Here is a 13,917-nt window from a genome sequence, read left to right on the forward strand (position 1 = left end):
GGTCACTTGATAGCGTGCGGATCGTTCTCCAGCAGGATCGGCTTGCCATGCGGTGTGGCATGCGCGGCGCGTTCCCAGGCCTGCGCCATCGCATCGACATCGGGCTTGGCGGCCAGTCCCTTGGAGGCAAGCAGGCTTTCCAGCGCCGCCAGCCAATGCTCGTAATAGTCATGGCCGTCGGCCGCCGCGCCCGGCTTCTTCACCTCGGCCGACAGCGCCTGTGCCCACTCGCCCCACGAAAACAGGCCCTTCTCGTGCAGCGCCACCGTCATGGCGAAGGCTTCGGCCTGCCAGGGCTCGGCGAAAACGGGCGCGTTGAAACCGGCGGGCAGATCAGCGGCCGGCATCGCCGCCTCAGGCTGGCTCAAGATAGCTCTCCCAGGCATCGATCGAGACGGTCAGCGTCGGGTCGGCGCCATCGCCCCAGATTTCCGTGCCGTCGAAGGCCACGGTATAGACCCATTGCGGATTCTCGCCCCGCCCATGCGCGTTGCTGTCGGGAAAGACGAAGCCGTCGCGCACCGCCTCGATCGTGCCCTGCTTGTCCCGCGCATAGCGCGGCAGCCTGGTGTGGCCGGTCGGGTTGAAGTTTCTGGTCCGCACCGCATCACCGACCTTGAAGCGCGGCGCTGTCTCGACTGGCCGGTTACACGGACCGCCCTTGGCCAGCACGGCCGGCACATTCTCGGCCTTCAGCACTCTTTTGGGTGTCGCCGCCGGATCGATCGCCTCGCCTGCCCCGAGGTCGCGCTCACTGACGAAACCATGGCGCTTGAGCAGGGTCTCCAGCGCCTTGATCCAGATCTGATAGTAGCTGGAGCCATAGTAATCGGCCGGATGCAGCGATTCCCGTGCGTGCCGGCTCTCGTCGATGTTCCAGGCTCCCATGGCGCCGGCGCAAAGCGTGACGCCGAGCGCCCGCCTCTCCCACGGAGCATGGAAACAGGGCTCATCCTTTTCGGGCGCGACCGGCCCGAACCCCATCTGTCCGCCAAGATCCTGGGGGCCATTCATGCCGGCTCACCCTTTATACCGCCTCTTTGGGCCAGCCCCGTGCCGATCATGGCATCGCGGCTCACCAGCCCGGCCAGCCGCTCCTCGCTCCAGCCTTCGGTGCCCTCGGGCCGCATCGGCACCACGAGATAACGCAGCTCCGCCGTCGAATCCCAGACGCGTATCTTTGTCCCGGCCGGCAGCACCAGCCCGAATTCCTCAAGCACGCCGCGCGGATCGATAACCGCGCGCGACCGATAGGGCGGCGCCTTGTACCACACCGGCGGCAAGCCAAGCACCGACCATGGATAGCAGGAGCACAGTGTGCAGACGACGAGGTTATGGGTATCCCCGGTGTTGAACACCGCCTGCATGTGTTCGCCTTGCCGCCCGGTGTAGGAGAGCGATGCGATCGCCGCGGTTGCGTCGCTTTTCAGCCAGGCGGCGAACTCAGGGTCGGTCCAGGCCTTGGCCACCACCCTGGCGCCGTTGCGCGGACCGATCTTGGTCTCGTAGGTGTCGACGATGACGTCGATCGCGGCGGGGTCGATCAGACCCTTGCGGGTCAGGATGGTTTCCAGCGCCCGCACGCGGGCGGCAAACGGATCGAGTTCGTTGTCGTGGTCATGATCATGGGACATGGCCACAAATTACGGTTCCAGTCCGCCGGCCGCAAGCAAGACGGCTTGGGCCAGCGGGCACGGAGCGGACTCTCTATTCCGCGGCCGCCTTTTGCGGCTCGCCTTGCTCGTCGTCGTCCGCGTCGAACAGCGAGGGCTGATCCCCTGATTCGACCAGGCGCAACTCGGCCTTGCGCTTCGGCATGAGCCCGAGCAGCCAGCCCGAGAAATTTTCCATGTAGACATAGATCACCGGAGTCACGAACAGCGTCAGCGCCTGCGAAGCAAGCAGGCCGCCGACAACGGCAACACCCAGCGGCTGGCGCAATTCGGCGCTGGCGCCGGTGCCAAGCGCGATCGGGAACGTGCCCATAAGTGCTGCCAGCGTCGTCATCATGATCGGCCTGAAACGCATAAGGCAGGCCTTGTGAATGGAATCCCTGGCTGACATGCCTTCACGTCGGAGCTCCAGCGCCACGTCGACCATCATGATGCCGTTCTTCTTGACAATGCCGATCAGCATCAGGATGCCGATCACCGCGATGACAGACAGGTCCATGCCGGCGAAGCGCAACGCAACGAGTGCTCCCAGCACCGCTGATGGCAGGCCGGTGAGAATGGTGAGCGGGTGAATGAAGCTCTCGTACAGAATGCCGAGCACGATATAGATGGTCAGGATCGCGCCGCCGATCAGCAGGCCCTGGTTGGCAAGCGAATCCTGGAAGGTTTTGGCCGTGCCGGCAAAGGTGGTCGAGATCGCCGTCGGCATGCCGATCTGCTCTTTGAGCGCGTTGATGCGCGTCACGCTGTCGCCGAGCGCCACGCCTTGCGGCAGGTTGTAGGAAATGGTCACGGCCGGAAGCTGACCGAGCTGGTTGACCGTCAAGGCACCGGCCGTGCGGTCCACCCGGGCGAAGGCGCCAAGCGGCACCAGAGAGCCGCTCGCCGTCCTCATCTGGATGGCGAGCATGCGCTCGGGCGACCATTCGATCTTGGGATCGAGCTCGGTGATGACTTCGTAGCTGTCGGCCGAGCCGAAGATCGTCGAAACCTGGGAGGTGCCGAATCCGCCATAGAGGGCGCTGCGCAACGTGTCGGTATCGATACCGAGATGGGCGGCCTTGTCGCGATCCACCACCAGCGACGCCTGCAGCGAATTGTTCTGCAGGTCGCTGGTTACGTCGGTGAAGGTCGTGTGGTCGGCCGCCATCGCGTCATTCAGTTTCTGCGCCCAGATATCGGTCTGGACGGTATCGAGGCCCTGAACCACGAGCTGGTAGGCGCTGGCCGACGAGCGCGAACCGAGCCTCAGGTTCTGCACCGGCTGCATGTAGGTTTCGATGCCTGCCACGCCGGCCAGTTGCTTGCGCAGATCCGAAAGCACCTTTTCAATGTTCGGCCGCTGATCCTTGCCCTTGAGCTGGACGAAAAGCTGCCCCTGGTTGAGCGCATTGTTGCCGCTGCCGGCCGACCACGCCACATGGTCGACATAGGGCGAATGCGAGAAGACGCTGGCCACCTGCCCTTGCAGCTTGGCCATGGCATCGAACGAGATGTCCTGGCGCGCGATGGTCGTCACCGATATCTGGCCGATATCCTCCTGCGGGAAGAAGCCTTTCGGCGAGATCTGGATCAGCCATACCGACGCCGCCGCGGTGCCGATGAAGACCAGGAATACCAGGAAGGTGTGCCGCAGACAGAAGCTCAAGAGCCAGTCGTAGCTGCGTGTGACGAGATCGCGCCTGTGGCCAGCGCTGTGCGCCTGGCGATCGGCCTTGGTCACCGACAGCAACCGCGAGCACAGCATCGGCGTCAGCGTCAGCGACACGAACATCGACGCCAGGATGGCAACCGTCACCACGACGGCGAACTCGTTGAAGATGCGCCCGATCACGCCGCCCATGAGAAGCACGGGAATGAACACCGCCACCAGCGAGATCGAGATCGAGATGATGGTGAAGCCGATTTCGCGCGCGCCCTTCAGCGACGCGTCGAAGGCCGACAGCCCATCCTCTTCCATGTGGCGGAAGATGTTTTCCAGCATCACGATGGCATCGTCGACGACAAGGCCGACGGCGAGCGTCAGGCCCATCAGCGATATGTTGTCGATGGAAAAGCCGAACAGGAACATCGCGCCGAGCGTGGCTATCAGCGAGATCGGCACCGCCACCGCCGGGATGATGGTGGCCGTCACCCGGCGCAGGAACACGAAGATCACCATGACCACCAGCGCGATGGTCAATAGCAGTGTGAACTGCACGTCGTTGACGGCCTGGCGGACCGAGGTCGAACGGTCATTGAGCAGTTTGATGTTGGCGGCGGCCGGCAGCTGGTCCTGGAAGGACGGCAACATCGCCTTGACCTTGTCGACGACGTCGACCGTGTTGGCGTCGGGCTGGCGCTGCACCGCCATGATGATCGCGCGGGTACCGTCGTACCAGCTTGCCGTCGTCGTGGTCTGCACCGAATCGACGACGCGCGTCACATCACCCAGCCGCACGGGGTGACCGTTCTTGGTGGCGATGATGAGGTTGGAAAATCCCGCTGCGTTGGTCAGCTGCGTGTTGGCGGTGATGGTGAGCTGCTGCTTGTTGTTCTGCAGCACGCCGAGCGGCGTGTTGCTGTTGGCCGACGAGATCGCCGCCTGCAGCTGGTCGATCGAGATGCCGCGCGCGGCAAGCGCGGTCGGATCGATCTGGATGCGCACGGCATATTTCTGCTGGCCGAAGATCGAGACCTGCGCCACTCCGTCGATGGTCGACAGCGATGGCGAGATGACGTTTTCCGCGAAAGCGTCGAGGTCGGTGAGCGGAACCGTGTCGCTGACCAGCGACATCAAAAGGATTGGCGCGTCGGCTGGATTGACCTTGCGATAGCTCGGCGGCGAGGTCATCTGCGGCGGCAATGATTTCTGCGTGCGCGCGATCGCCGCCTGAACGTCCGCCGCGGCCGCGTCGATGTTGCGGTTGAGCACGAACTGGATGGCGATCGAGGTCTGGCCGAGCGAGTTCGTGGTCGAAATGGAATCGATGCCGGCGATGGTCGCGAACTGCTTGATCAGCGGCGTCGCCACCGATGTCGCCATGGTTTCCGGTGAGGCGCCGGGCAACTGGGCCGAGACGTTGACCACCGGGAATTCGGCGCTGGGCAGCGCCGCCACCGGCAGGAACTTGTAGGCAAACAGTCCGCCCAGAACGAGGGCGAACGACATCAGAAGGGTAGCGACGGGCCTGCGGATGCAGAATTCGGAAATCATTTGGCCGCCTCGCCGGCCTTGCCGGCCTGCGCGACCTTGGGTGAGGCCTGGTCGCCGGATCCGGCCGCCGTCTTGCCTTCATGCACCGCGGCACCATTCTTCAATCGCGTCTGGCCTTCGACAACGACCTTCTCACCGCTTTTCACACCATCGCTGATGGCGCTGTTCTGGCCCTCGGTCAGCGCAACCTGCACCGGTCGCATCTCGACCGTGTTGTCAGGCTTGACCACATAGACGAACGGTCCCTTCTGGCTGGGCTGTACCGCGACGGTTGGAACCGATGTCATGTGCGGCATGATACCGGCTTCCAGGACGACATTCACATACTGGCCGGGCCACAGTGAAAGATCGGCGTTTGGAATGCTGGCCCGCGTGGCGATCGTGCCAGACGCCGTATCGACGCTGGAATCGACGAAATCGAGCGTGCCCTTGCCGATCGGCCTCGGGTCGCCGTCCTTGGTCAGGGTCACCGCCCCTTGCTGCGGATCGGCGAGCGCCTTGTGCAGCAGCGCCAGATTGCTTTCCGGCAGATTGAAGTTCACCTGCAGCGGGTCGATCTGGGTGATGGTGACGAGCGGGGTCGCGGTGCTGCTGTTGCCATTGCTGACGGTGACGAGATCGCCGACGGCGACGTTGACCGCGCCCAGCCTGCCGGCGATCGGCGCAGTGATCGTGGCATAGCTCAGTTGGACGGTATCGGCGTCGATCGTTGCCTTGTCGGCATCGATGGTTGCGGCCGCCGCTTTCTGCGCCGCCAGCGCTTGATCATAGGTCTGCTGCGTGCCGGCCTGCTTGGCCACGAGATCCTTGGCGCGCGTGAGATCGGCCGTGGCGCTGGTCAGCAGGGCCTGGTCCTTGGCGAGCGTCGCCTGGTCCTTGGCAAGCTGCGCCTTCAGCGCTCGGTCGTCGAGCGAAAACAGGACGTCGCCGGCCTTCACCATCTGCCCATCCTTGACCTCGATCGACACGATCTGGCTGGAGACGCGCGCGTTGATGTTGACCACGGCGGGAGAGGAGACGAAGCCGATGGCATAACGCCGGATCGGGAAATCAGCCGTCGTCGCGGTCGCGGAAACGATCGAGGCCGAGCGGGCGCCATTGCCGCCTCCCGCCTGTTTGTCCGCCGCCTGCTTGTCCGTCGCCTGCTTGTCCGTCGCACCCTTGTCGGCCGTCTGGGTGCCGGTTGCCGCCTTGTCTGCCACCGCGGCTTGCTTTGCGCCGATGAACTGCTGGACCTTGCCCAGCGTGTCGGGAGACACATAGAGCCACGCCGCGCCTGCACAGGCGGCTGCCAGCAACGAAAAAATGACTTTTCCACGCATCGTCAAGGGGCCCACTCCGTCCGACACGCCATAGCCAGGTGGTCGTATTCTAGCTCATTTCACGGCACGCTGCCGCAATTTCGCTGAATAGATAGGACACGCGTTGGGCGGAAAAGGGCCAAAACACGGCATTACGAAGATTTAATGTGCACTGCACAATCGCTGTGCAGGCTGCCGCATCCGCGGATCAGGGTCTATCGACCCCCGGATTGTGCTTACCGCAGCATCGGCCACAGCGTCGCCGCCAGCAGCACGCCCATGGCGATGTTGAACCATTTCAGCCGCGCCGGATCCGACAGGAAACCGCGCAACGCGGTGCCGAAGCCCGCCCACACGGAGACGCTCGGCAGATTGACGATGGTAAAGGCTACCGAGATCAGCACCACCGAGAGGAACGGGTGCTCCGGATTGCTGTAGACGGCCATGGCGGTGATCGCCATCACCCAGGCCTTGGGATTGACCCACTGGAATGCCGCCGCATCGATGAAACGCATCGGCTGCCCCTTTGCCTCTCCCCTGCCGCTGAGCGAACGCGACATGGCGATCTTCCAGGCAAGGTAGAGCAGATAGACGGCGCCCGCGATCTTCAGCGCGGTGTGCAGTGCGGGAAACGCCGTCAGCAGCGCGCCGAGACCAAGACCCACTGCAAGCAGCAGGACAAGAAAGCCGATGCTGATGCCCAGCATATGCGGCACGCTCCTGACCAGGCCGAAATTCACGCCCGAAGCCAGCAACATGAGATTGTTCGGCCCCGGCGTGATCGAGGTCACGAAGGCGTAGACCAGCAGAGCGAGGAATGCGTCGAGGGACATCGGGATCACATGGTCAGCAATATTGACTTTTGTCGGCTGCCCCCAAAGGCCAGCCGCCGGGCGGTGGCAAGCCATGCTTTTCGGCAAAGGCGTTTCCGGGCTACCGCGCGCCCTACATTCCCTGCGGGCCGCGGTTCATCGCCGCCACGCCGGTGCGGCAGATCTCGACCAGGCCGAGCGGCTTCATGATGGCGATGAACTGGTCGAGCTTGGAGCCCTTGCCGGTGATCTCGAAGATGAAATGCTCGGTGTTGGCGTCGATGACGCTGGCGCGGAAAGCATCGGCCAGCCGCAGCGCCTCGACGCGGGCCTCGCCGGTGCCGGCAACCTTGACCAGCGCCAGTTCCCGCTCCAGTGGCCGCTCCTGGCCGAATTCGTGCGAACGCACGGTGAGATCGACCACGCGGTGCACCGGCACGATGCGCTCGAGCTGGTGCTTGATCTGCTCCAGCACATGCGGCGTGCCGCGCGTCACGATGGTGATGCGCGACAGATGTTTTTCGTGCTCGGTTTCCGAAACGGTGAGACTTTCGATGTTGTAGCCGCGCCCGGAAAACAGGCCGATGACCCGGGCAAGAACGCCTGGTTCATTGTCGACCAGCACGGAAAGTGTGTGGTTTTCCGGCCGCTCCGTTTCCTTGGCGATGAAGTAGGCGGAACCGGTGGGTTGAAGATGCTGTGCGTTCATGACCTGGATCTCAAATTCTTGATCTAATTATTTGTTTACGCACGGCCTCTTTCGACAAGCCCTGCCTTGGCTCGTCGTCTACACCAGTTCCCTGCCCTTGGCATCGATGGCGTTGGCCACGGCCTCGTCGGTCGCCTCGTCCGGCAGCAGCATCTCGTTGTGAGCCTTGCCCGAGGGGATCATCGGGAAGCAGTTGGCGAGGTTCGCCACGCGGCAGTCGAACAGCACCGGCTTCCTGACCGAGATCATCTCCTTGATGGCATCGTCCAGCTCGTCCGGCTTCTCGCAGCGGATGCCGTGGCCGCCATAGGCTTCGGCCAGCTTGACGAAGTCCGGCATCGCCTCGGTATAGGAATGCGACAGCCGGTTGCCGTGCAGCAGCTGCTGCCACTGGCGCACCATGCCCATATACTGGTTGTTGAGGATGAAGATCTTGATCGGCGCGTCATACTGCACCGCCGCACTCATCTCCTGCATCGTCATCTGCACCGAGGCGTCGCCGGCGATGTCGATCACCAGCGCGTCGGGATGCGCGATCTGCACGCCGAGTGCGGCCGGCAGGCCGTAACCCATCGTGCCCAGTCCGCCTGACGTCATCCAGCGGTTCGGCTTTTCGAAATGATAGTGCTGCGCCGCCCACATCTGATGCTGGCCGACCTCGGTGGTGATGTAGGTGTCCCTGTCCTTGGTCAGTTCGTAGAGCCGTTGGATGGCGTATTGCGGCATGATCACGTCGTGGTTCATCTTGAATGCCAGCGAGTCGCGTCCGCGCCATTTGGCGATCTGCTCCCACCAGGGATAAAGCGCCTTCTTGTCGGTCTTGGCGGTCGCCCGCCACAGCCGCACCATGTCCTCCAGCACGCGGCCGACATCGCCGATAACAGGAATATCGGCATGAACGTTCTTGTTGATGGAGGATGGATCGATGTCGATATGGATCTTCTTCGAGTTCGGCGAAAACGCGTTGAGCCTCCCTGTGATGCGGTCGTCGAAACGGGCGCCGATGCAGACCATCACGTCGCAGTCGTGCATGGCCATGTTGGCCTCGTAGGTGCCGTGCATGCCCAGCATGCCGACCCAGTTCTTGCCCGATGCCGGATAGGCGCCGAGCCCCATCAGCGTCGAGGTGATCGGGAACCCGGTGAGGTCGACCAGTTCGCGCAGCAGGTGGCTCGCTTCCGGGCCGGAGTTGATGACACCGCCGCCCGAATAGATGATCGGCTTCTTGGCACCGGCCATCAGGTCCACCGCGGCCTTGATCTTCTCCAGATCACCCTGGACCTTGGGCTGGTAGCTGGTGCGCGGCGCGATCTGCGGCGGGACATAAAACCCCTTGGCGAACTGCACGTCCTTCGGAATGTCGACCACCACCGGACCGGGACGGCCGGTCGTGGCGACATGGAAGGCCTCGTGGATGGTCGCGGCGAGGTCGTTGACATCCTTCACCAGCCAGTTGTGCTTGGTGCAGGGGCGCGTGATGCCGACTGTGTCGCACTCCTGGAACGCATCGGAGCCGATCAAGGAGGTCGGCACCTGCCCTGTCAGGCAGACCAGCGGAATCGAATCCATCAGCGCGTCCTGCAGCGGCGTCACCGCATTGGTGGCGCCGGGCCCGGAGGTCACCAGCATGACGCCGGCCTTGCCGGTCGAACGGGCATAGCCCTCGGCGGCGTGGCCCGCACCCTGTTCGTGCCTGACCAGAATGTGCTCGACCTCGTCCTGCTGGAAAATCTCGTCGTAGATCGGAAGGACCGCGCCGCCTGGATAACCGAAGACATGCTTGACGCCATTGTCCTTCAGCGCCTGCACCACCATTTCGGCGCCCGTCATTTCACGTCGCCCGTTCTGTCCATTGCTCATCGGTCTGGTCCCGTACTGTCCGCCATCTGGCGTTTGCTGGTCGTTTAGTCGTGTTTCAGGCAATAAAAAAGGCCCCCGAGGGAGCCTGTGTGTTGCGCATGGGAGGTTTTCGCCCGGCGGTTACACCGCCTTGCCCACGCGCCTTCCTACGAGAATGAGTGCCTTTTTCATGGTGGCGAACCATAAGGGCGGAAGCGCGGGCTCGTCAATGGGGGATGTTGCAAATTCACTCGCCTGTGAGATCGGCTCCGCCACGCGCTACCATAGTACAGTTGAGCCCATGCCACCGAGGCACCACTATGCCCGGCTAAGACGTTGTCTTATGCCGGGCTAAAGCATTGCCTTATGCCCGGCTAAGGCATTGTCTTATGTCGGGCTGACAACGTTGCCTTGGGAGGAGGACACGTGGCTGGCGAACGGGAGCATATCCGTGAGATTGAGCAGGTCCTGTCCGGCGGGCGGTCGGCCCGTGACGATGTCGTGGTCAAGTCCTGGCTGCGTTGCGTGGACACCCACCGGCTCGATCCGACGCGGCCCACGGAAGCCTATATCGTTCCCGATACACAGCTGCGCGAACATCGCGAACAATCCGAGCGGCTGATTGCCATCGCCCGCAGCGGCCTGGAGACGCTTTTCAAGCAGGTGGCGGGCCAGAACTACGTGCTGTTGCTGGCAAACGCCAAGGGCGTCACCGTCGATTTCCTCGGCGATCCGCTGTTCATGGACCAGTTGCGCACGGCGGGGCTTTATCTCGGCTCCGAATGGTCGGAAAGCCGCACCGGAACCTGCGGCGTCGGCTCCTGCATCGTCACCGGCGAGGCGATGACGATCCACCAGACCGACCATTTCGACACGACCCACACGCCGCTCTCCTGCACCGCCGCGCCGATCTTCGACACCAATGGCGACCTCGCAGCCGTGCTCGACATTTCCCTGCTGCGCTCTCCGCAACCCAAGGTCAGCCAGAACCTCGCGCTGCATCTGGTGACGGCGTCGGCGCGGCGCATAGAGCTCGCCAATTTGATGGCGCAGATGCACTCCGAATGGGTGCTGCGCTTTTCCCGATCACCGGAATTCCTCGATGTCGATCCCGAGGCGGCTATCGCGCTCGACGCCTCGGGCCGCATCCTCGGCACGACGCGTGGCGGAGCGCTGCTTTTGGCGCAAGCCGGAGGCGTCGACTGGCGACACTCGCCTTCGCCGATCGGCCAGTCGATTTCACGCTATCTCGATATGAGCATCGACGATCTGCCGCATCTGACACGCGGGCGCCCAACCGAGGAGCGGCTGGTCTTCGGCCGCAGCGGCAGCGCGCTGTTCGCGCACGCCATCGAGCCGCAGCCGCCAACCGGACGCCGCGCGCCCGTCGAGGCCGTGCCGAAACCGATCAGCGATCTGTCGAGTGGCGATCCGGCGATGGCGGCCATGCAACTGCGCGCCGCGAAGCTGGCGCGCACGACCATTCCGGTCCTGATCCATGGCGAGACCGGCTCCGGCAAGGAATATCTCGCCCGCGCGCTGCACGACTGCTCGCGGCGTCCCGGCCCGTTCGTCGCCATCAATTGCGCGGCCATCCCCGAGCATCTGATCGAGAGCGAACTCTTCGGCCACACAGCCGGTGCATTCACCGGCGCCGCGGCCAGGGGCCGCAAGGGACTGATCGAGGGCGCCGACGGCGGCACGCTGTTCCTCGACGAGATCGGCGACATGCCCTATCCCCTGCAATCGCGGCTGCTGCGCGTGATCGCCGAGCGTGAACTGATCCCGGTCGGCGGCATTGAACCGCGACCGGTCGACATCAAGATCATCTCCGCCTCGCATCATGATCTGCGCAAGCTGGTGGCCGAGGGACGTTTCCGCGAGGATCTGTTCTACCGGCTGAACGCCGCCTCGCTGACACTGCCCGCTTTGCGTGAACGCACCGATTTCGAATGGCTGCTGGACCGGCTCGTCGACCAGCGCGCCCGCCTTGCCGACCGGCCGGCAAAACTATCGCCGGCGGCGCGCCTGGCGCTGATCCGACATCGCTGGCCCGGCAACATCCGCGAACTCGTAAACGCCATCGATCTCGGGGTAACGCTTTGCGAGGGCGAGATGATCGAGCCCGCCGACCTGCCCGACTTCGCATTGCCATATCTGACGCCACCGGCTCCGCCCGCCCAACTGGTTGCGCTGCGTGCTCCGTCATCCGAGGATGAGCGCGCGGCGCTGCTCGACGCGCTGGCGGGCGCGGGCTGGAACATCTCCGAAGCCGCGCGACGCTTAGGCGTCGACCGTACGACAGTGCATCGCCGCATGAAGCGGCTGCAGGTGGACGCGCCAAACTAGTGTTGCGTCACCTGTGGCGCGCCATGGCGCACGCCACGGGCAACGCAACAGGTCACAACAGCAAGATCATTTTAAGGCTCTGATTTCATTACGATCCCTGTGTCGAAAGCATGATTGGCATACCGCTTGCTATTTTCCAGGCACACATGCGGAGCCGGGAGGAGGCGCCCATGGAAACCGAAAAACGGAGGAGAAACCATGCTCGAAAGAACACCCACCACGAAGGCGCAGGCGCTGCTCGACAAGTTCGGAAAGGCGCTGGAGACCGGCGACATCGACGCGGCGGTCAACTGCTTCCAGGCGGATTGCTACTGGCGCGATCTCGTCACCTTCACCTGGAACCTGAGGACGATGGAGGGCCAGGACCAGGTCCGCGACATGCTGAAAGCAACCCTGGCGCTGACCGGTCCGAGCGACTGGAAGGTGGCCGAAGGCGAGGAGGCGAGCGAGGCGGACGGCATCACCACCGCCTGGATCACCTTTGAGACCAAGGTGGCGCGCGGCTTCGGCCTGGTGCGGTTCAAGGGCGACCTGATCTGGACTTTGCTCACCACCATGGCCGAGCTCAAGGGCCACGAGGAAAAGGCCGGCTTCACCCGTCCGCTCGGCGCCAAGCATGGCCACGGCAAGGACAGGAAATCATGGCGCGAGGAGCGTGACGATGAGGTCGCCGAACTCGGCCACAGCAAGCAGCCCTATGTGGTGATCATCGGCGGCGGCCAGGGCGGCATCGCGCTCGGCGCGCGCCTGCGCCAGCTCGGCGTACCGGCCATCATCATCGAGAAGAACGAGCGGCCGGGCGATTCCTGGCGCAAGCGCTACAAGTCGCTCTGCCTGCATGATCCGGTCTGGTACGACCATCTGCCCTATATCGATTTTCCCAAGAACTGGCCGGTCTTCGCGCCGAAGGACAAGATCGGCGACTGGCTTGAGATGTACACCAAGGTGATGGAGCTGAATTACTGGTCCTCCACGACCGCCAGATCCGCGAAGTACGACGAGAAAGCCAGGGAATGGACCATCGTGGTCGAACGCGACGGCAAGGAGATCGTGCTCAAGCCCAAGCAGCTGGTGCTGGCCACCGGCATGTCGGGCAAGGCGAATTGGCCGAAATACAAAGGCCAGGACATCTTCAAGGGCGAGCAGCAGCATTCCTCGACCCATCCAGGCCCCGACAAATACCGGGGCAAGAAGGTCGTCGTCATCGGCTCCAACAACTCCGCTCACGACATCTGCGCGGCCCTGTGGGAGGCAGGCGCCGACGTGACCATGGTGCAGCGCTCTTCCACCCACATCGTCAAGTCCGATACGCTGATGGATATCGGGCTCGGCGCGCTCTATTCCGAGCAGGCGGTGGAAAACGGCATGACGACGCGCAAGGCCGACCTGATCTTCGCCTCGCTGCCCTACCGCATCCTGCACGAGTTCCAGATCCCGCTTTACGAACAGATGAAGGAACGTGACGCGAAGTTCTATGCGGATCTGGAAAAGGCCGGCTTCCTGCTCGACTGGGGCGATGACGGCTCGGGCCTCTTCATGAAATACCTGCGCCGGGGGTCGGGCTACTATATCGATGTCGGCGCCTGCGACCTCGTCATCGACGGTTCCATCAAGCTCAAAAGCCGGCCAGGTGCAGCGGTGCAGGAATTGACCGAGAGCGGCGTCAAATTCGCCGACGGCACCGAATTGCCCGCCGATCTCGTCATCTATGCCACCGGCTATGGTTCGATGAACGGGTGGGCCGCGGACCTCATCTCGCAGGACGTGGCCGACAAGGTCGGCAAGGTCTGGGGCCTTGGCTCCAACACCGCCAAGGATCCCGGCCCCTGGGAAGGGGAGCAGCGCAACATGTGGAAGCCGACCCAGCAGGAAGCATTGTGGTTCCACGGCGGCAATCTCCACCAGTCGCGCCACTATTCGCAATATCTGGCGCTACAGCTGAAGGCCCGTCAGGTCGGCTTGCCGACGCCGGTCTACGGCCTGCAGGAGGTCCACCACAAGGGCTGAAGCAAAAAGGTGGAGTGGGACGAAGCCCGGT

The 13,917-nt window shown here is 63.5% G+C and carries 10 protein-coding genes; 2 read left to right on the forward strand and 8 right to left on the reverse strand.

Annotation, left to right across the window (positions count from 1 at the left end):
• Nucleotides 1-2 precede the first annotated feature (2 nt).
• The 8 genes from FJ930_RS16695 to FJ930_RS16730 all read right to left on the reverse strand — a co-directional run bounded on the left by FJ930_RS16695 (nt 3) and on the right by FJ930_RS16730 (nt 9,551).
• Entirely contained in the window at nt 3-368 is a 366-nt protein-coding gene (locus tag FJ930_RS16695; RefSeq protein ID WP_181763401.1) for a nitrile hydratase accessory protein, read from the reverse strand.
• A complete protein-coding gene (gene nthB, locus FJ930_RS16700; protein ID WP_141839188.1) occupies nt 355-1,014 on the reverse strand; it encodes a nitrile hydratase subunit beta in 660 nt (219 codons plus the stop codon). Before nthB ends, FJ930_RS16695 begins: the two co-directional genes overlap by 14 nt.
• Entirely contained in the window at nt 1,011-1,634 is a 624-nt protein-coding gene (gene nthA / locus FJ930_RS16705; RefSeq protein ID WP_141839190.1) for a nitrile hydratase subunit alpha, read from the reverse strand. The genes nthB and nthA overlap by 4 nt, the downstream gene beginning before the upstream one ends.
• A gap of 73 nt (nt 1,635-1,707) precedes the next feature.
• Nucleotides 1,708-4,869: an efflux RND transporter permease subunit gene (locus tag FJ930_RS16710; protein ID WP_141839192.1), complete on the reverse strand. Its 3,162-nt coding sequence runs from the start codon at nt 4,867-4,869 to the stop codon at nt 1,708-1,710.
• The gene (locus FJ930_RS16715) at nt 4,866-6,191 is read right to left on the reverse strand and encodes an efflux RND transporter periplasmic adaptor subunit (protein WP_141839374.1); all 1,326 of its coding nucleotides are present in this window, start codon (nt 6,189-6,191) and stop codon (nt 4,866-4,868) included. The genes FJ930_RS16710 and FJ930_RS16715 overlap by 4 nt, the downstream gene beginning before the upstream one ends.
• A 215-nt stretch (nt 6,192-6,406) precedes the next feature.
• On the reverse strand, nt 6,407-7,003 hold the full coding sequence (locus tag FJ930_RS16720) for a LysE family translocator (protein ID WP_140743177.1): 597 nt from the start codon (nt 7,001-7,003) through the stop codon (nt 6,407-6,409).
• A gap of 112 nt (nt 7,004-7,115) precedes the next feature.
• On the reverse strand, nt 7,116-7,691 hold the full coding sequence (gene ilvN / locus FJ930_RS16725) for an acetolactate synthase small subunit (protein WP_013894763.1): 576 nt from the start codon (nt 7,689-7,691) through the stop codon (nt 7,116-7,118).
• Nucleotides 7,692-7,769: 78 nt separating this feature from the next.
• The gene (locus FJ930_RS16730; RefSeq protein ID WP_141839194.1) at nt 7,770-9,551 is read right to left on the reverse strand and encodes an acetolactate synthase 3 large subunit; all 1,782 of its coding nucleotides are present in this window, start codon (nt 9,549-9,551) and stop codon (nt 7,770-7,772) included.
• Nucleotides 9,552-9,956: 405 nt separating this feature from the next.
• Here FJ930_RS16730 and FJ930_RS16735 point away from each other — a divergent pair, with 405 nt between their 5' ends.
• Nucleotides 9,957-11,879 carry a sigma-54-dependent Fis family transcriptional regulator gene (locus tag FJ930_RS16735; protein WP_141839196.1) on the forward strand — a complete coding sequence of 641 codons (1,923 nt, stop codon included), beginning with the start codon at nt 9,957-9,959 and terminating at the stop codon, nt 11,877-11,879.
• Nucleotides 11,880-12,077: 198 nt separating this feature from the next.
• Entirely contained in the window at nt 12,078-13,886 is a 1,809-nt protein-coding gene (locus FJ930_RS16740; RefSeq protein WP_141839198.1) for an NAD(P)/FAD-dependent oxidoreductase, read from the forward strand.
• Nucleotides 13,887-13,917: the final 31 nt, after the last annotated feature.

The organism is Mesorhizobium sp. B2-4-15 (genome assembly GCF_006658505.1).
Lineage (GTDB): Bacteria > Pseudomonadota > Alphaproteobacteria > Rhizobiales > Rhizobiaceae > Mesorhizobium.